The 19,291-nt window shown below is 74.3% G+C and carries 13 protein-coding genes; 10 read left to right on the top strand and 3 right to left on the bottom strand.

What is annotated here, in order from left to right:
* The first annotated feature begins 2 nt into the window (after window positions 1–2).
* Window positions 3–1,292, top strand: coding sequence for an MFS transporter (locus AB0J97_RS17650; protein ID WP_364089605.1), 1,290 nt, complete (start codon window positions 3–5; stop codon window positions 1,290–1,292).
* 75 nt (window positions 1,293–1,367) lie between these two features.
* A complete protein-coding gene (locus AB0J97_RS17645) occupies window positions 1,368–2,684 on the top strand; it encodes an FAD-dependent oxidoreductase (protein WP_364089602.1) in 1,317 nt (438 codons plus the stop codon).
* A gap of 35 nt (window positions 2,685–2,719) precedes the next feature.
* On the opposite strand, the gene AB0J97_RS17640 is transcribed toward AB0J97_RS17645, so the two are convergent.
* The 3 genes from AB0J97_RS17640 to AB0J97_RS17630 are packed head-to-tail and all read right to left on the bottom strand — an operon-like array spanning window position 2,720 to window position 8,315.
* Window positions 2,720–5,761, bottom strand: a complete 3,042-nt coding sequence (locus tag AB0J97_RS17640; RefSeq protein ID WP_364089599.1) for a chromosome partitioning protein ParA — start codon at window positions 5,759–5,761, stop codon at window positions 2,720–2,722.
* A 44-nt stretch (window positions 5,762–5,805) separates the two neighbouring features.
* Window positions 5,806–7,119, bottom strand: a complete 1,314-nt coding sequence (locus tag AB0J97_RS17635) for a hypothetical protein (protein WP_364089596.1) — start codon at window positions 7,117–7,119, stop codon at window positions 5,806–5,808.
* Window positions 7,116–8,315: a hypothetical protein gene (locus AB0J97_RS17630; protein WP_357701208.1), complete on the bottom strand. Its 1,200-nt coding sequence runs from the start codon at window positions 8,313–8,315 to the stop codon at window positions 7,116–7,118. Before AB0J97_RS17630 ends, AB0J97_RS17635 begins: the two co-directional genes overlap by 4 nt.
* Before the next feature lie 212 nt (window positions 8,316–8,527).
* On the opposite strand from AB0J97_RS17630, the gene AB0J97_RS17625 reads away from it, so the two are divergent.
* From AB0J97_RS17625 to AB0J97_RS17590, 8 genes are all read left to right on the top strand, one after another.
* Window positions 8,528–10,606, top strand: coding sequence for a hypothetical protein (locus AB0J97_RS17625; RefSeq protein ID WP_364089592.1), 2,079 nt, complete (start codon window positions 8,528–8,530; stop codon window positions 10,604–10,606).
* A 14-nt stretch (window positions 10,607–10,620) separates the two neighbouring features.
* Window positions 10,621–11,649 carry a MoxR family ATPase gene (locus AB0J97_RS17620; RefSeq protein ID WP_364089589.1) on the top strand — a complete coding sequence of 343 codons (1,029 nt, stop codon included), beginning with the start codon at window positions 10,621–10,623 and terminating at the stop codon, window positions 11,647–11,649.
* On the top strand, window positions 11,650–12,744 hold the full coding sequence (locus AB0J97_RS17615; protein WP_364089586.1) for a DUF58 domain-containing protein: 1,095 nt from the start codon (window positions 11,650–11,652) through the stop codon (window positions 12,742–12,744).
* Window positions 12,745–12,881: 137 nt separating this feature from the next.
* Complete coding sequence (locus AB0J97_RS17610; RefSeq protein ID WP_364089583.1) at window positions 12,882–14,912, top strand: transglutaminaseTgpA domain-containing protein; 2,031 nt, start codon at window positions 12,882–12,884, stop codon at window positions 14,910–14,912.
* An 8-nt stretch (window positions 14,913–14,920) separates the two neighbouring features.
* Window positions 14,921–15,874: a winged helix DNA-binding domain-containing protein gene (locus AB0J97_RS17605; RefSeq protein WP_364089580.1), complete on the top strand. Its 954-nt coding sequence runs from the start codon at window positions 14,921–14,923 to the stop codon at window positions 15,872–15,874.
* Between the two features lie 58 nt (window positions 15,875–15,932).
* Window positions 15,933–16,520: an RNA polymerase sigma factor gene (locus AB0J97_RS17600; RefSeq protein ID WP_364089577.1), complete on the top strand. Its 588-nt coding sequence runs from the start codon at window positions 15,933–15,935 to the stop codon at window positions 16,518–16,520.
* The gene (locus tag AB0J97_RS17595; protein ID WP_364089574.1) at window positions 16,513–17,367 is read left to right on the top strand and encodes a hypothetical protein; all 855 of its coding nucleotides are present in this window, start codon (window positions 16,513–16,515) and stop codon (window positions 17,365–17,367) included. The genes AB0J97_RS17600 and AB0J97_RS17595 overlap by 8 nt, the downstream gene beginning before the upstream one ends.
* Before the next feature lie 15 nt (window positions 17,368–17,382).
* Entirely contained in the window at window positions 17,383–18,936 is a 1,554-nt protein-coding gene (locus AB0J97_RS17590) for a heparinase II/III family protein (RefSeq protein ID WP_364089571.1), read from the top strand.
* Window positions 18,937–19,291: the final 355 nt, after the last annotated feature.

Genomic DNA, 19,291 nt, shown 5'->3' with positions numbered 1-19,291 from the left:
ATGTGAAGACCTCCCCCCGGGCCGCGGCGCCCAGCACGACCAGGATCGCCATGGCCAGCCTCATGGGCACCGCGATCGAGTTCTACGACTTCTACATCTACGGGACCGCCGCCGCGCTGGTGCTCAACACCGCGTTCTTCCCCGGCATGGACCCGGTGGCCGGCCGCCTGGCCGCGTTCTCGACGTTCGCGGTGGCGTTCGTCTCGCGCCCGCTCGGGTCGGCGGTGTTCGGCCACTGGGGCGACCGCGTGGGGCGCAAGTCGATGCTGGTCGTCTCGCTGCTGGTGATGGGCCTGTCCACGGTGGCGATCGGCCTGCTGCCCGGCTACGCCGCCATCGGCGTGGCCGCGCCCGTGCTGCTGGTGCTGCTGCGGTTCACCCAGGGCATCGGCCTGGGTGGCGAGTGGGGCGGCGCGGCGCTGCTGGCCACCGAGCACGCCCCGCCCGGCAAGCGCGGCCTGTACGCGATGTTCCCCCAGCTCGGCCCGTCGGCCGGGTTCATCGTGGCCAACGGGCTGTTCCTGATCCTCGGCGAGACGCTGACCGACGAGCAGTTCGGCGACTGGGGATGGCGGCTGCCGTTCGTGGCCAGCCTGCTCCTCGTCGTCGTCGGCCTCTACGTGCGCCTGAGGATCTCCGAGACGCCGGTCTTCCGGGCCGCCATGGACGAGCGCCGCATCGCCAAGGTGCCGTTCGCCGGCCTGATGCGCCACCAGTGGCGGCGGGTGCTGCTCGCCGCCGGCGCAATGACCGTCGCCTACACGCTCTTCTACACCGCCACCACCTACTGCCTGTCCTACGGCACCGCCACCCTCGGCATCCCGAAGACGACCATGCTGAGCCTGACCATGATCGGCGTGCTGTTCATGGGCGCGGGCACGGTCGTCTCGGCGGTGGTCAGCGACCGGCTGGGCCGCCGCCGCACCCTCCTCGTCGGCACGGCCGCCGCCGTCGCGTGGGGCCTGGTGATGTTCCCGCTGATGGAGACCGGGTCGGTCGTCCTGGCCGGGCTGGCGCTGGCCGGCGCGCTCGGGCTGATGGGGTTGATCTTCGGGCCGATGGGGGCGTACCTGCCCGAGCTGTTCAGGACGGAGTTCCGCTACAGCGGCGCCTCGGTCGCCTACAGCCTCGGCGGCGTCCTGGGCGGCGCGGTGCCGCCGCTGGTCGCCACCAGCCTGCAGACGAGCGCCCTCGGCGTCATGGGCGTCGGCCTGTACGTCTCGGCGATGGCCCTGCTGAGCCTGCTGTGCCTGTTCGCCCTGCCGGAGACCGGCGGCACATCACTCAAATAACTCTATTTTTCCGGTCACATTCGCCGGGGCTGTCTCGTCCTCCTGATGCAGAACCTGATGAAGGAGGAGCGGGCGATGAGCAAGCACATTCTGATCGTCGGCGGTGGATATGTCGGGATGTACACGGCCCTCGGGCTGCGGCGGCTGATCCGGTCGGGCGAGGTGACGGTCACCGTGGTCGATCCGCGGGGGTACATGACGTACCAGCCGTTCCTGGCCGAGGCGGTCGGCGGGACGATCGAGCCCCGCCACGTCGTCGCCCCGCTCAACCGGGTGCTCAAGGGCGCGCAGGTGCTCACGGGCCGCGTCACCCGCGTGTTCCACGAGAACCGCACCGCGCGGTTCCAGCCGGTCCAGGGGCCGGCCAGGACGCTCACGTACGACATCCTCGTGATGGCGGCCGGGTCGATCACCCGCGCGCTGCCCATCCCCGGGCTGGCCGAGCACGCGGTCGGGTTCAAGAGCCTCGGCGAGGCCGTGCACCTGCGCAACCACGTCCTGACCCAGCTCGCCGCGGCCGCCTCGACCGACGACCCGCAGGTGCGGCGCAGGGCGCTGACGTTCGTGGTGGTCGGCGGCGGGTTCTCGGGCGTCGAGGCGCTGGCCGAGATGCAGGGGCTGGCCGACGAGGCGCTGCGCTACCACGATGGGATCGCGCCCGCCGAGCTGAGCTGGACACTGGTCGAGGCGACCGGCGGCATCCTGCCCGAACTCCACCCCGACCTCGGCCGCTGGACCGTGGACGCGCTGCGCGCCCGAGGCGTGGACGTGCGGCTGGAGACCCGGCTGGCCTCGGCCGAGGGCGGCGTGGCGACATTGTCGGACGGCACGTCGCTGGAGGCCGGGACGCTGGTGTGGGCGGCCGGCGGCCGGCCCAGCCCGCTCGCCGCCGGCAGCGGGCTGCCCGTGGACGCCGCCGGACGGTTGCAGGCCACCGAATACCTCACGGTGGCGGGCCTGGAGGACGCGTTCACGGCCGGCGACGGCGCGGCGGTGCCCGACCTGACCAGTCCGGGACGGTTCACGGCGCCCAACGCCCAGCACGCGGTGCGCCAGGCCAAGCTGCTGGCCCGCAACCTGGTGGCATACGTCAGGGGGCGGAAGCTGAAGGCGTACCGGCACGCGTACCTGGGGTCGGTGGCCGGGCTCGGCCATCACCAGGGCGTGGCCCAGGTGTACTCGATCAGGCTGACCGGGTTCCTGGGGTGGCTGGCGCACCGGGCCTACCACCTGGCGTGGGTGCCGACGTTCAACCACAAGGCGCGGGTGCTGGCCGACTGGGGGCTGTCGATGGTGTTCCGGCGGGAGGCGGTGCAGCTCGCCGCCATCGAGCACGCGGAGGAGGACTTCCGCCAGGCCCTGGCCCCGGACGACCTCGACCGCGCCGCCTGACCCACCCGCCCCCGCGTACCTGCCCCGCGGGCCTGCTAGACCGCGTGCTCGACCGGCTGACCCCGGTCGACGTACGCGGCCAGCGAGCGCACCCGCTCGGCGTGCTGGTCATGGCCCACGATCACCGGCGGCTCGTTGTACGGCATCGCGTCCGACGACCGCCGTAGCTTGACGTACTGGCCGCAGGCGTCGATCGCGTACGGCTCCATGTCGTCCTGCAACGCCCCGATCACCGTGATCCCGTACGTCTCGCCGATCCGCCGGAACAGCGCGACCGCCTCCCTGCGGTGCTCCTTGCCCAGGTTGCGGCCCAGCTCGTCGAGCACCAGGCACAGATGGCCGCCGCCGGAGGAGGCGATGGCCGCCGCGCACACCAGCTTGACGGCCTTCTCGTCCATGAGCGCGGTGTTGGCCCGCCGGTTGTACGGCACGAACCCCTGCCCCTCGCCCCGCCGCCACTTCGGCGTCACCCGCCACTGCCAGCGCTGCTCGGGGTCGGCGGGTGCGGGCGGCACCGGGAACTCCAGCGTCGCGCCGTAGCCGCCGTAGGAGGTGTCGAGCTTCTCGAACTCCTCGGCCACCCGCGTCAGCCGCGCCTTGATCGCCGCCGTCAGCGCCGCCCGGTGCACGGCCGTCGACTGCGCCGCCTCCTCCGCGCCCCGGGCCGCCGCCGCCAGGTCGCGCTGCCGGGAGACGACCTGCGCCTCGATCTGCCGCCGCTGGTGCTTCTCGTACTCCTCCTGGCCGCGCAGGTAGGAGGCCAGCGCCCCGCACACCGCCGCGAACGTCGCCTGCTCGCGCGCCGTGCTGCCGCCCCGCTCGGACAGCAGGAACGCCAGCTCCTCCGGGATCTCCGCGTCCTCCTCGGGGAAGGTGTCGCGCAGCGCCTGGTCGAAGTGGCGCTCGGCGATCCGCCACCACTCCTCGGCCGCCCGCGGACGCTCCTCCTCGGGCAGCGCCGCGATCCACTCGCGGGCCGTCTCCACCGTGCCGCCCCAGTCGGCGGCCAGCGCGTCGAGCCTGAGCGCCTCGCGCTCGCCCGTGACCTTGGCCTCCTGCTCGCGGGCCTGCGCCCGCTCGCTCTCGTGCCGCTGCCGCCGCCCGTCGAGCCGCTCGATCTCCATGTCCCGGGTACGGGCCCGGAAGTCGAGCGCGCCCGCCTGCCGCTCGGCCTCGGCCACCTTCGGCGCCAGCTCCTCGATCGCCGCGTTGAGCCCGACGAGCCGCTCACGCCGCTCAGCGAGCCGGTCCTCCAGCTCCGCCAGCCGCACCCCGGCCCGCGCGCCCTCCAGCCGCCGCTGCGCCTCGGCGACGGCCTCCTCGGCCTCGCGCACCACCTCCGCGGCGCTCTCCTGCGCGTCCTCGGCCCGGTTGAGCCGCTGCCCGGCGGCCTTGATCCGGGCCTCCCGCCCGGTCGCCACCCCGTCGAACGCCCCCACCACGCTCACCCCGGCCGCGCTGACCAGCACTGACCCCGGCAGGCCGGCCAGGGCGCGGGCCGCCTCGCCGAGCCGCGCGGCGTCGACGATGACGGCGTGCTCGTGCGGCCAGCCGCGCAGGCCACCGCCGGGAAGGGCGGCGTCGCGGGCCTGCTCGGCCACGTCGAGGGCATCGAGCAGGCCGGTCGCCCCGACGCCCGCCGCCGACAGGGCGTCGAGCTGGGCCGCGGCCGGGCCGCCCTCCGCGTCGTCGAGCGCCGCCCGCGCCGAGGCCACCTCCTGGTCGGCCACGCCGAGCGCCTTGAGCGCCTGGTTGAGCCGGAGCCCGGCCTCCCGCAGCTCGCCCTCGGCGGCGGGCACGTCGCGCCCGTCGGCGAACCTGCGCGTCTCCTCCAGGGCCGGGATCGCGGCCCGCAGCTCGTCGGCGGAGTTCTCGGCCACCGCGCGGTCGGCGTCGAGCTTGGTGGTACGGGCCTGCAGGGCGGCCAGCTCCTTGCGGGCCTGGGACACCTGGCGGTCGAGGGTGTCCTCGCGCAGCGTGGTGATCTCGGCCTTGACCAGCGCGATCGCCTCGGCCGCCGACTCGCCGGCCGCGCGGTGGCGTCCGAGGTCGGCGGCCAGCAGCTCGTCCTTGGCGGCGGCGTCGGCGAGCTTGCGCGCCTGCCTGCCGCGCCAGCAGCGCAACGCCTCGGCCAGGCGCACCCGGGCCTGGTCGCGCCGGTCGAACGTGCCGAGCAGCGCCTTCGACTCCACCTCGAACTCGGCCAGCCGGTCGGCCGCCTGCGCCGCCCGCACCCGCTTGGCGTGCTCGTCGCGGCGGGCCTCGCGCTCCTGCTCCAGCTCGGCGTCGAGGCCGGTGAGCGCGGCGATGGCCTCGAAGACGCGCTCGGGGGAGATCTCGTTGAGCGGCTGGGAGAGCAGGTTGGTGGCGACCTTGCTGCGCACGGACGTGGACAGGAACGACACGCACCTGACCCGGTCGCCGTAGAGCACCTTGGTCAGGTCGCGGGCCACGACGTCGCGCTTGCCGGCGGACCTGGGCAGCGACGCCCAGATCTCGTCGGCCCGCGCCACCCGCTCGGCCTCGGACGGCGAGGCGGCCAGGTGGACGCCCTCCCGCCAGCGGATCTCCAGGTGGGGGGCCTCCTGGTTGACCTTGAGCCACACGGTGATCGCCCCGCCGGAGGTGTCGGGCACCTCGAACAGCTCCGCGCTGTCCTCCTCGACCTCCTCGCCCTCCTCGGTCAGGGTGAGGTCCTGCGCGGCGACCTGCTCGACCGGAGCCGGGGCGGGCGGCGGGGAGAAGGAGTCCATGCCGGGCGGGCCGAAGACGCCCACGATGTAGCCGTGGTCGGCGCTCGCCCACTGACGGGCGCCCGCGCCGCTGGCCAGCTCTGCGTTGAAGAGCAGCTCGGAGACCGCCTTGGCGCCCGAGGCGAACCGCCACTGCTCGTCGCCGAGCAGCGCCGTGATCGAGGCGATGAACGACGACTTGCCCGCGCCGTTGGAGTCTTTGGGGCCCGCGCCCGCGACGACGATGAGCGTGCCGGGGACCGTGGGCACCGGATGGGTCGAGAGCCGTGAGATGTTGACCGCCTGCACGGCGATCAGCACCCGGTCTCCGACGACGTTCTCCATCTGCGACACCCGAACCCCCGTAACCCTTCCATCTGTCATGACGTTCACTGCGCCGACCTGCGGGCGCGTACGGCCGCCGCGAGCGGCGTGTGCGGGCCGGCGGCCAGGATCAGCTCCTCCTGCAACCGCCGCCTGGCCGCCGGCGTGAGCCGGTGGAACTGCGGCCCCGGGACGTAGCCGCCCGCCTCCTCGCCGGCCTTCACCTGGGCCAGCAGGCCGGCGTGCCGCAACGTGCGCAGCGCCGACTCCAGCTCGCCGATCGGGACCTGGGTGTGGCGGCGCAGCTCGTCGACCGGGGTGGGGTGCGGCGACAGCCACGAGTCCTCCGGCAGCAGGCCCTCGGCCCTGGGGATCGCGACCGAGTGCACCAGCACCAGCGTCAGCACCGCACGCTCACCGACCCCGAGCCCCGCGCTCCCGGCATCCGCCGACCTCTCGGCCTCTTCCTCGGGCGCGGGCGGATCTCCGGCCGGGGAGACGGGCGGGGGCTCGGGGGCCTGGGGCCGGGCCAGGGCGGCCGTGTGGGTGTCGTCGTAGCCGGAGGTCCAGCGTTCGCGGAGCTGGATGAGGGCGCGGCCGCGGCGGGCCAGCATCTCGCCCAGCGTGTGGCGCAGCGCCGGATCGCGCAGCGCGGCGAATCGGCCCTCCGGGACCGGATCGGCCGCGTGCTCGACCACCATGAACGCCGCCACCAGCTCGGCCCGCCGCCGCTCGTCGTAGGCCCCCAGCAGGTCGTCGAACTCCGCCAGGCCGGGCTCGGCCCGCCCACCGGCGCCGGGCAGGGGCAGGACCGCCGCGGCCACGATGTCGGCGTCGGCCACCACGGTGAGCTCCGGCCGCTCGGGCTCCGGCAGGCGGCGGACCAGCTCCTGCAACTGGGCGTGCGACTCCACCGGCCACAGCGCGCAGCGCGGCCCGAGCGTCACCACCCCGTCGTCGAGGACGATCCACGCCGAGTCGTGCAGCCGCCGCAGCGCGCCCCGCGCCCAGTTGCGCATCAGGTCGTCGGTACGCCCGATCAACGCCCGGTACGTGTCGAGCACCAGCTCGACGGGCGCCGGATCGCCCGGCCAGGGATCGACGGAAAGATCGTTCCAGCAGCACTTGAGCGTGGCCGCCAGCACCCGCCGCGTCTCACCGGCCCGCTCCACCGGCACGGCGGCGACCTGGTACTCCTCCAGCAGCGACGGTGTCACCCCGTCGGGCCACACCGGCAGCGCGTGCCCGGTGGAGTCGGGACGGGTCAGCCGGGTCATCCCGGCGGGCGCGGGCACCCCGGCCCCCAGCCGCAGCGGCCCGCCGGAGCGCGCCCGCGCGTGGGCGAGCGCCTGGCCCGCGGAAGAACCGGTGGACGTCATGAGGTGCGCTCCAGGTAGCCGTGGGAGAGCCACGCGGGCTCGCCGTCGGGATCGACGGTCAGGCCGTCGGACCAGGCCAGCCGGTAGGGCAGCTCGGGGCGCAGGTCGGCGGTGGTCAGGTCGGCGAGCAGGCGGCGGGCCGAGGGCCAGTCGGAGCCGATCACGTCGGCCAGCGCGACCCGCGAGGCCGTGCCGAGCAGCGACTCGGCCACCTGGGTGAGGCGCTCGACGGCGGCCCCGGGCGAGGAGTCGAGCGAGCCCTCCGGCCCGGGGTCGGGCAGCGCCGAACGCGGGGGAGTGGGCTGGACGGGCGCCGGCCGCGGCGCCTCGTCGACCGCCCGCGCGACGGCGGCCGGATCGTGCCACGGCGCGGGCGCGTCGAAGACGAACCCGTCGAGGACCGAGGCCAGGCGTTCCTTGGAGGCGGTCTGGGAGAACGTGCGCCACGTCTCGGTGGGCAGCAGCGTCAGGTTGCGGGTGGTGCCCGCCGAGTCGGCCAGACGGCCGGCGGCGCGGCGCGAGGCGTCGCTGTAGGAGTAGATGGACGCGCGCAGGTCGGTGCAGACCCGGTCGAGCTCGGGCCAGCGGGTCAGGATCGTGCCGTGGAGGCCCTGGGCGCGCCGGGCGATCTCCTCGGTGCCCCACAGCTTGGGGGCCTGCTCGCGCAGCTCCTCGATCGTGCCCGTGGTCAGCGTGATCAGCTCCAGGGCCCACAGGCGGAACGCGCGGGCCAGGTTGACCGCGCTCTGCCGGGCCTCCTCCATCGTGGTGCGGGGGTCGGCGACGTTGAGGTCTTCCAGGGCGAGCAGGCGGTGCATCTCGGACTGGCCGCCGTCGTCCATCATGCGGCGGATGAACATCAGGCCGACCACGCTGGTGAACGAGGCGCGGTAGCGGAGCTGGTTGGGCTTGGGGAACACCTCGCGGATCGCGCCGAGCCCCTTGAGCACTCGCAGCCGGTTGTCGAACTGGTCGCTCGGGTAGGCCCGGCAGGCGAAGCGCATCTGCTCGTGCGTCAGCCACTCCTCGCCCGCCTCGGCGAACGCCGCGAACAGCGTCTCGGCGATGTCGACCAGGGCGGGGTCGTCGACCACCGCGCCGCTGTCACGGGCCAGCGCGGCGAACATGCGGCGGTAGGTCGACAGGACCGCCTCCTCGGAGAGGGCGGCGTCGAGGGTCAGGGGCTGTTCGGACACGCGCACTAAGGTACGGCTTCACACCGACAGACTCGGAACCCGACGCGGGCTACCAGTCGGTACGGGCGCAGATGGGACTCCTGCCCGCTAGGGTGATCCCCGGTAAAAGCGGGGCAAACTCTCTGTGATCGTACATACGGGGTGAGTGACGGTTGTCCATCCGTGTGCTCCGAGGTGACCGGGCGACGGCCTTGATAGCCGGGGGAGCGGCCGTGGTCCTGGTGGCCGCGGCGGCGTGGTTCGGCGTGGGCGTCTCCAGCGCCAATCCCAAGCTGGCCGACGTCGGCGCGTGGCTGTGGACCACGGCCCGGGGCAAGGTCGTGCACGTCAACGGCCTGTCCGGCGAGGTGGACGGCTACCTCGACGACAAGGCCGGCAAACGGCTGCGCGTCGTCCAGGACGGCACGAACGTGCTGCTCGTCGACGACGGCACCGGCTTCGTCAGCCGGGTCGAGCCCAGCCAGCTCACCGTCACGCAGACCCGTGACCTCGGCGCGGCCGGGATGCAGCTCGCCGTCTCCGGCGGCACCGCGTACGCCGTCGATCCGGCGGCGGGCCGCGTCCAGCGCATCGACCCGGTCACGCTGAACGCCGTGGGCGCGCCGATCACGCTGCCGGGACCGCTCGGCGCGGCCCGCATCGACGGCGGCGGCCGGCTGTGGGTGCCGGTGACCGCCAGGGGCGAGGTCGTGCCGGTGTCCGGCGGCGTCGCCGCGACCCCCGTCAAGGTGGGCGAACCGGGCGAGGAACTGGCCGTCACCATCGCCGGTGGCCTGCCCGTCGTGGTCAACACGCGGGCCGCCACCGCCGTCACCATCGGCTCGGACGGCGGCGTCGGCGAGATCACCCTGCCCAAGGAGGTCGCGCGGGCGGCCAAGGGCGGCGTGCTCACCCCGGCCACGACCGAGGGCCCGCTCGTCCCGGTGCTGACGCCGGGCGACTCGGGGCTGCTCGTCGTGATCGACACCTCCTCGAACGCCGTCCTCAGCACCAAGTTCGCGATCGACGACCCCGCGGGGCTCGGGGTGCCGCACGTGCTGGGGGCGAAGGTGTACGTACCGGACAAGGGCCGTGGCGCGCTGATCGTCTGGGACAGCGCCGCCGGCGGGCAGCCCACCACGCTCCAGGTGGCGGACCGGCCGGGCCCGGTGGACGTGTTCGTCAAGGACGGCCTGCTCTGGGCCAACGACGAGAACGGCGACAAGGCCGTGGTCATCGACCCCGAGGGCCGCAAGCACGACGTGGACAAGGACGACTCCGACGTACCGGGGCCGACCAACACCCCCAAGCCCAAGCAGACCCCGCGCCCCGACCCCACGAACACCGACCCACCGCCGCCGGACGACCCGCCCGAGACCAGCGAACCCGACCCGACCAGGACGAAGGACGCCGAACGGCCCCGCCGCCCGGCCAGGACGGCCACGCCGGCCCCCACCCCGACCCCGACGTCCACACCGACGCCCACCACCGGCACCGCGCCCGGCGCGCCCGGCGCGGTGACCGCGCGGTCGGGCCCCGGCCGGGTGATCGTCACCTTCAGCCCGTCCGCCGGCGGCGAGGTCGAGCGCTACACGCTCAAGGCGTCCGGCGAGGGACGGCCGGAACCGGAGTCGGTGCCCGGCGACGGGCCCTTACAGTTCGAGTTCACCGGCGGGGACTGCGCGCGGGAGTACACCTTCGTCGTCGTCGCCCACTGGAAGGGCGGCGAGGTGGAGTCGGAGCAGAGCGCCGGGGCCAGGCCGTGCGTGGCGCCGGGCGCGCCGTCGAACTTCGCCGCCAAGCCCAGGAACCGGGGCGCCGAACTGACCTGGAACGCCCCCGAGAACGGCGATCCGGACGTGACGTACCAGCTCAGCGGCGGGGCCGCGAACGACGCGATCAAGGGCACGTCGTTCACCGTGGACGGGCTGAAGAACAACGCGAAGTACTCCTTCAGGCTCAAGGCCACGAACGCGGCCGGGGAGAGCCCCGACGTCGCCACCGCCGACGTGGACCTGGCCTATCCGAGGCAGCAGTACAAGAACGCCAACAACAACGTGGTGGACACGCTGGTCCGCCCCGCCGCGACGAAGACCGGCGAGGCGGGCCGCATCCCCAAGGGGCAGTACCTCACGATCACCGTCATCTGCCAGGTCAAGGGCCAGAGCGTGACCGAGGACGAGAGCAAGGAGACCAGCGTCGTCTGGAACAGGATCGAGTGGAACGGTGGTGTGGCCTACCTGAGCGAGACGCTCATGACCACGCCCCGCGGCTCGTTCCCGGCGCCACCGCTCTTCGAGTGCACCGACTGAGGAGGGGGACTCGGTTGACCCAGTACAACTACCAGGACCAGTTCGAGCAGACCGCCCACGCCTACCCGCAGCAACCCCCGCCGCAACAGTCCGCCGCCATGGCGGGCCAGTTCGCCCAGCGGTTCCAGCTCCTGGCCGGCAACATCGAACGCGTCATCCGCGGCAAGCACGAGGCCATTGAACTGGCCCTGATCTGCCTGTTCGCCGAGGGCCACCTGCTCATCGAGGACGTCCCCGGCACCGGCAAGACCACCCTGGCCCGCTCGATCGCCGCCAGCGTGGACGCCGAGTGGCGGCGCATCCAGTTCACCCCCGACCTGCTGCCCAGCGACATCACCGGCGTGTCCATCTTCAACCAGGCGCACCAGAGGTTCGAGTTCCACCAGGGGCCGGTGTTCGCCAACATCGTGCTCGCCGACGAGATCAACCGGGCCTCGCCCAAGACCCAGTCGGCCCTGCTGGAGGTCATGGAGGAGCGCCGCGTCACGGTGGACGCCGAGCCGCACCCGGTACCGCGGCCGTTCCTGGTGGTGGCCACGCAGAACCCGGTGGACATGGACGGCACGTACCCGCTGCCCGAGGCCCAGCTCGACCGGTTCCTGATGAAGATCTCCGTCGGGTACCCCGACCACGTGTCGGAGGTCGAGGTGCTCAAGGGCGGGCCGACCGGGCCGCAGGTCGAACGGCTGCCGGTGGTGGCGCGGGCGACGGACGTGGCCGGGATGATCGACTTCGCCTCCCGCATCCACGTGGCCGACCCCGTCTATGACTACATCGTCGGGCTGTGCGGGGCCACCCGTACCAGCCCGCACCTGCGGCTGGGCGCGAGCCCGCGGGGCAGCCTCGCGCTGCTGCGCGCCGCCCGCGTCAAGGCGGCCGCCGCCGGACGGCACTACGTGGTGCCCGAGGACGTCAAGGCGCTGGCCGTCCCGGTGCTGGCCCACCGGCTGATCCTGACGCCCGAGGCCGAGCTGCGCGAGGTCGGCGCAGCGTCGGCGCTCGGCGAGATCCTCGCCGGGACGCCGGTGCCGCAGGCGGCGTAGATGCGGCTCACGGCCCTGTTCACCCCGCTCGGGTGGGCCACGCTCGCGGGCTCGGCGGCGCTCTACGCGGCGGGGTTCGCGCTGGGCTACCCCGAGCCGGTCGTGCTCGCCAGCGGCGGCGTGCTCGCGCTGGCCGCCGCGCTCGCCTGGACGGCCCCCGCGCCCGACCTGGAGGTGCGGCGCGAGGTGACGCCGCTCAAGGTGCCGCGGGGCGAGGCGGCGGTCGCCGTGCTGAACGTGGTCAACCGGGGCCGGCGCGGCCTGTCGGGGCTGCGCGTCCAGGACCGCGTCGGGGCGTCGGAGCACCTGATCGGCCTGCCGCGGCTGCCCAGGAACGCCGCGCGCACGGTGTCGTACCCGCTGCCCACCGACGTGCGCGGGGAGATCCCGGTCGGGCCGCTGCTGCTGGTCCGGGCCGACCCGTTCGGCCTCACGCGCCGGGTGCGCCGGTACGGCGACGCCGTCACCCTCCTCGTCCGCCCGCGCACCGTCGCGCTGCCCGTGCCGCCGTCCGGCAAGGCCCACCACCTGGAGGGGCCCACCAGCGACAACGCCCCCAGCGGCACGGTCACCTTCCACACCCTGCGCGAGTACGTCGTGGGCGACGACCTGCGGCACGTCCACTGGCGCTCCAGCGCCAGGACCGGCACGCTGATGGTCCGCCAGCTCATCGACGCAAGCCTGCCCACCACGACCGTCGTCCTGGACACGCGGGAGCTGACGGAACTGGCGGTGGACGCGGCGGCGTCCGTGGCGGTGGCGGCGGCCCTCGCGGGGTTCCCGGTGCGGGTGCAGGCCGGAGAGGGGGTCGCGACCGACGCCAAGGCCGATCCCGACACGATCCTCGACCGGCTCGCCCTCGCCCGGCCCGGCCCGGCGGGCGTGGCGGAGACGATGCGGGTGGCGCGTGGGGGCGGGTCGCTGGTGCTGGTCACCGGTGACGCGGCCGAGGTGGGACGGGCGGCCGGCGTCCGGCGGCGGTTCGACCGGGTCATCTGCGTCCACACCGGGCCGGGTACGGCGGCCGCGCCCGGCGTCACGGTCATCCCCCTCACCGACCTCGCCACCCTCCCCTTCGCCTGGGCCCCCCGATGACACCCCCGGACCCCGCGCCGAGGGCACACCGAACCAGAACCCCCGAATCCCCCGCGCCTGTCGTCTCCGCGCCTGTTGCTTCTGCGTCCGTTGCTTCCGCGTCCGGGGTGGGGTGGCGTGGGGGTGTCGGGCTTGGGGTGGTGGCCGCGGTCTGCGGGGTCGCCGGGTGGGGGTTTCACCGGGTCTTCCCCGGCGGCGACCTGCTGCTCGCCGTCGTCCCCGCGGCCGTCGCCCCGGCCTTGGTGGCGGCGCTCACCGCGCGACGCCCCCTGTGGCCGGCGCTCGCGCTCGACCTCGTCGCCTGGTTCGCCGGGACGATCCCGCTCTACCACGGCCTGGCCCCCGGCGTGCTCGCCGACGTGGCCAACGCCTGGCAGGCGCTGCTCACCACGCTGCTCCCCGCCCAGCCCGAGCCGCGCCTGCTCGTCCTCGTGCACACGCTCGTCTGGGCAGCCGCCGTCATCGGCGCCGAGACCCTCACCCGTACCCGCACGAGGATCGCCGCCGCCGTCCCCGCCCTGGCCGTGTACGCCGCCGCGCTGCTGCTCGGCGTGCACGGCGAGGGCTCGAACCTGCCGGTCGCCGCCGCCCTGTTCGTGCTCGTCGCGGCCCTCGCCCTGATCCGCGACGACCGCTCACCGCTCTGGCTGCTCGGCGGCCTGCCGGTCGCCGCCGCGCTGGCGGCCCTGGCCCTGGTGCTGGGCCCGCTGCTGCCCGTGGCGGCGCAGCCGTACGACCCGAGGCAGGACGCGGACCTGCCGCCGCCCCGGCGGGTGGACAGCGTCAGCCCGCTGGACCGCGTGTCGGGCTGGCTGCAGATCCCCGACAGGGAACTGTTCACCGTCAGGGCGGACAAACCGCTCAACTGGCGGCTGGCCGTGCTCGACCGCTACGACGGCGTGCGCTGGACGTCCGGGGCCCGCTTCCAGCCCACGGGCGGCCGGATCCCCGAGGGCGAGTGGACGGGGGCCGCGCGGCTCGTACGCCAGCGGGTGACCTTCGCCGGGCTGCCGGGGACGTGGCTGCCCGCCGCCGAACGGCCGGTCGAGGTCACCGGGGTACGCGGGCTGGCCACCGACCTGCGGAGCGGCGCCCTGCTGGCCGACCCCGCCCCGGGGACGGGCCCGAGCCCCGGCAAGGGCTTCACCTACGAGGTGACCTCGAAGGTGCCGCAGCCGTCCAAGGCGGACCTGCTGGCGGCCACCCCGGCGCACGACGACCCCGAGCTGACCGCGTTCCCGGCGGGTCCGCAGGAGGCGCTGTTCCGCGAGCTCGCGCAGGAGGCGACCAAGGGGGCGGACGCGCCGATCAAGCAGGCGTACCGGTTGCAGAGCTACCTCCGCACCAGCGCCTCCTACGACGTCACCGCGCCGCCCGGTCACTCGCTCAAGGGCCTGGAGTTCTTCCTGCGGACCACGCACCGGGGCACGTCGGAGCAGTTCGCGGCGACGTTCGCGCTCATGGCCAGGACGCTCGGGCTGCCGTCGCGGGTGGTGGTGGGCTTCCGGCCGGGGCAGGCGTCCGGGGGGATCTATCGCGTCAAGTCGGGGCACGTCATGGCCTGGGCGGAGATCAAGTTCGAGAAGCTGGGCTGGCGGCCGTTCTACCCCACGCCGGGCCGCAGCGGCGCCAAGGACGATCATGACGTCGTCTCCTCGGCGATCGAGGAGAGCGAGCAGCTGGAAGGCGAGTTCACGCGTGGGGACGGCGACCGGTCCGGCACGTCGCGGCCGAAGGCTCGCAGTGAGGACGTCCGGCCCGGCGGCGGGCCGTCCCCCTGGGTGCTCGGCGCCGCCGTGGGCGGGGGCCTGCTGGTGGCGTACGCGGTGACGGCCGCCGTGCTGCCCTGGTGGCGCAGGCGGTCCAGGCGGAGCGGTGGAGCGCCCGGTGAACGCGTGCTCGGCGCCTGGCGGCAGACCTGCGACGACCTGCGGCTGGGCGGCAGGCGGACGCTGACCGCCGAGGACGTCCTGACCGGCCAATCACCCGACATCACCCCCCATCTCGGGCCGTTGGCCGAAATTTCAAACTTCGTCCGGTACGCCCCCGACGACGTCACCGACGCCGACGCCGCCCGCGCATGGGACCACAGCGACGCCGTCCGCCGCGCCGCCCGGTCGCGCACCCCCCTCCCCGCCCGCCTGCGCGACCGCCTCCTCCTGCGATGATCCAGACCATGAGAAGCGCCGAGGCCCAGCTCCTGCACCGCCCGCCCGGCCTCGCCGCGGCCGACGTCGTCAGGCACCTGACCGCGATCCAGGCCCAGGACGTGCCCTCCGCCCTGCTGGCCTTCCGCGCCCGCTCGGCCACCCTCACGCCGTCCGCCGTCGAGGACGCCTGGCAGGCCCGCGAGATCGTCAGGACGTGGGGCCCGCGCGGCACGCTGCACTTCGTGCACGCCGACGACCTCCCCTGGATCCACACCCTCACCAGCAGCGACACCAGTGCCCTGCGCCGCCTGCGCCAGGAGGGCGTCACGGGCGACGACCTGCTCCCGCTCGCCGAGGGGGCCCTCGCCGGCCAGGGCCCGCTGACCAAGGCCCAGCTTGAGGAGCGCCTCGCCGGACGGGCCCGAGGCCAGGGCGTCGTGCACCTGATGGCCCTGGCCGCCCATCATGGCCTGGCCGTGCTCGGCCCGTCCCGGGCGGGCAAGCCGACGTACGTGCACGCGGGCGACTGGCTCGGCGCGCCCGTCGTCCCCGAGTCCGACCGCGGGAAGGCGCTGAAGGAGCTGGCGGTGCGCTACCGGCGCGCCCACCACCCGGCGACCCCCGAGGACCTGGCCGCCTGGTCGGGCCTGCCGCTCGGCGAGGCCCGCACGGCCTGGCGTACGAGCGCCGCCCAGGACCCGCCCGAGCCGGGCGAGCCCGTGCTGCGCCTCGCGCCCGCCTTCGACGAGTACCTGATGGGCTGGCGCGGCAGGGACGGCGTCCTGGCCCCCGAGCACGCCGCGAAGGTGTTCCCCGGCGGCGGCGTCCTGCGGCCGGTCGTGCTGGCCGGCGGGATGGTCAGGGGCGTGTGGTCCAGGAAGGGGGCGCAGGTGAGCGTGCAGCCGTTCGACGAGCTGCCCGAGGGCCCGGTCCAGGACGAGATCGCGGACATCCGCCGCTTCCTCGCCGAACTTTCGTGAAAGTGATCCGGCGCGTCGGGTGATAAGAGATGAACCACTTGACGCACGGAGGCTGGACATGACGGGGGAGACCATCGCGACGGCGGTGCCGTGGGCCGCCCGCGCACCCGGCGAGCGCACGCTCGACGAGCGCTTCGAGGAGGTGTTCGACCAGTACTTCGGCGAGATCCACGCCTACGTCGCCCAGCGGCTCGGCCCCGACCACGCCGAGGACATCGTCGCCGAGACCTTCCTGACGGCCTTCCGCAAGCGCGCTCACTACGACCCGTCGCGGGCGGGCGTACGCGCCTGGCTCTACGGCATCGCCACGAACCTCATCGGCAAGCAGCGCAGACTGGAGGCCCGCACCCTGCGGGCACTCGGCCGGTTCGGTCCCGACGCCGACGCGCCCGGCCACGAGGAGGCCGTCGCCCTGCGGGTCAGCGCCCAGAGCCTGCGCCCGAACCTGGCCGCCGCCCTGGCCGAGCTCGACCGGCGCGACCGCGACGTGCTGCTGCTCGTCGCGCTCGCCGGGCTGAGCCACGACGAGATCGCCACCGCGCTCGGCATCCCGTACGGAACCGTCGGGTCGCGCCTCAGCCGCGCCCGCAGGAAGCTGCGCGGCCGGCTCGGCACCCACGTCCTGGAGGAGGCCACCCATGCCTGACCCCCACCTCCGCACCCCCACCCCGCCCCCCGCGCCCGACGACCTGGGGGCCGTTCGTGACCTGTACGGGCATCCGGCGCCCGCACCCTACGCCCAGGCCAGGGTGTGGCGGCGAGTGGCGGCCGCGCGCCGCCGCAGGCGCCTGGCCCGGCTGTCGGCGCTGTCCCTGGCCACGGCCGCCGCACTCGCCGTGGCGCTCATGCTGGTCCGGGGCACGCCGTCCGCCGCGCCGGGCCGCTCGATCCTGCTCGCGGCGGCCAGTACGGCGGCCTCCGGGCAGCAGGCCGCCTACTGGCACATCAGCCGGCTGCACGACGGCGACCGCCTGACCGAGCTCTGGGCCACCAGCACCGGCCAAGCGTGGACCTGCACCTCGGGTTCGGCCGCCGAGGAGAGTTGTGCGGGGCGTGCCGTGCCCGTGACCGGCCGGGCGCCGTTCAGCATGGCGGGCCGCGACCTGACGTTCCGGCAGATCCAGCAGCTGCCCGACGACCCCGTAGCCCTCAGGGAACGGGTCGCCTCGATGTTGCCCACCGGCTCGTCGGACCTGCTGGCCGACGCGCTCAGCGGCCTGCTGTGGAGCAAGCCGTCACCGCCCGCCGTCCGCGCCGCCGCCTACCGGGCGCTCGCCGACCTGCCCGACGTCCGCTACCTGGGACGCCGCGCCGACCCCAGGGGACGCTCCGGCGAGGCGTTCAGCTATCCGCTCCCCGCCGGAGTCCGGCGGACGTTGATCATCGATCCGGCCACCTCCCAGGTCCTCGCCGGCACCGACACGGGCGGGACGGGCGGCTCGCAGATCGTCCTCACGGCGGGCTGGACCGACCAGGCCCCCGACCTGCACTGATCCCACCCTCGACAGGTGCGTGACCCGCCACGCGGCGAGTTCGGCGCGCCCGAAAACAGGAGCCGCGACGTGTTCTGGCGTGCCCGCACGACCACCGGCAGGGCCATCTGCCTGAGCGACCAGTTCCCCGCCGCAGACGTGGCGGAGGTGATGGACGGACGTGTCAGGTTCGCCGGCCTGCCGCCCGCCGACCTCGGCACGGAGATCGACTGGACCGCCGACCCGTACGGCAACCGCTCCTGGTCGCTGAACCTGCACACGCTGCGCTGGGCCGGCCGCCTGGTCACCGCGTACGAGCGCACCGGCGAACGGTCGTACCTGGAGCGCGCCGCCGACGTGACCGCGCAGTGGATCAGCCGGAACCCGCGCGGCGGGCGCGAGGTGAGCGAGTGGGCGTGGGCCGAGCACGCCGTCGCGCTGCGCGCCCCCGTGCTGGTCTGCCTGAGCGAGCACGTACGCACGCCGCTGCTGTGGGAGAGCCTGGCCGAGCACGGCGAGATCCTGGCCGACCCCGCGTTCTACCGCGCGGGCCACAACCACGGCCTGGACCAGGACATCGGGCTGTTGGTCATCGCCTGCCGCCTTGGCCGCGCCAGGTGGCGCGAGCTGGCCGTACGCAGGATGACCGGCTCGGCCGAGCTGGCCGTCGACGCCCAGGGCGCCCTGCACGAGCAGGCCCCCCGCTATGGCCTGTACGTGCACCGCCGCCTCGGCGTGGCCCTGCGCGCCATCAGCGAGAGCGGCGCCCAGCCCCCCACCCGCCTCACCGAGCGCAGAACCGCCCTGGAGAGCTACGTCGCGCACGCCACCCAGCCCGACGGCTGCCTGACCCCCATCGGCGACAGCCCGGCCGGCACCCGCGCCCCCGGCTTCCCCCACGACGGCCCCCTCGTACGGGTCTTCGACGCCGGCTACGTCTTCGGCCGGACCGCCTGGGACGACCCGCGCTCGGCCCACTACTCGATCAGGTTCGGCCCTGGCCGCCGCCTGCACGGCCACGAGGACCACCTCGGCGTCACCTACTCCGCCCAGGGCCGCCGCATCCTGGTCGAGGCCGGGTTCCACTCCTACGAGCGGACCGACTACGCCGCCTGGACCCGTACCCCGCAGGCCCACAACGTGCTGATCCCGGACGGGGACTTCCGTCCCGGCACGGACACCCACCTGCTGAGCGCCGACCTCGGCCCGGAACGTCAGGTGTTCGAGCTGGCCGACGACGCCTACGGGGTGACCAGGACCCGCCGCGTCCTGGTCGGGCACGGCGACGACGTGATGGCCGTACGCGACTCGGTGCCGTCCGGGACACTGCGCAGCCTGTGGCACTTCGACCCCGCGCTGCGGGTGGTCGAGCGGCGGGCGGGCGCCGTGGTGCTCGGCGACGGCGACTGGCGGGTCACGCTGCTGCAGTGGCCCGCGACGGGGATGGAGGTGGGGACGGCCACCGTCTCCTCCGGCTACCTGCGCACCGAGGAGGCGGTGACGGTCACGTCAGGGAAGGCGTCCGAAGTGCTGACCGCCGTCGTGCCGGGGACGGCCGATCCCGACCTCGAACGCCTTCGCCTGCCGTAGAGCCGGCCGAGGGGAACGCGGGTCCCCGGCCCTGAACGGTTCGTCACGCATGGGCCCGCGCCGTCCACTGGCGAGCGTCTGGAGAACCAGCTCGTACGCCCCCTCGACGACCAGACGGATGGGTGCAGTGGCATCGCGGAGGGGATGAGGCGGCCGTCGCATCCGAAACTCCTCGCGTCGACCGCCGAAGTCGACCCATCCACGGACACCTCCCACACCCGCAGCCACACCACCTCTTCAGCGGTCACGTCGCCGCCCCTACGTGGCGGCGACGTCCCTCGGCGGCGACGCCCTGCCCCTACGTGATGGGAATATCACACCTGAGTAAAACAATAACAACCAGAATGAAATCGGT

The sequence above is a fragment of the Nonomuraea sp. NPDC049607 genome, assembly GCF_040675375.1.
GTDB lineage: Bacteria > Actinomycetota > Actinomycetes > Streptosporangiales > Streptosporangiaceae > Nonomuraea.
This window is presented reverse-complemented; position numbering and strand designations above follow the sequence as displayed.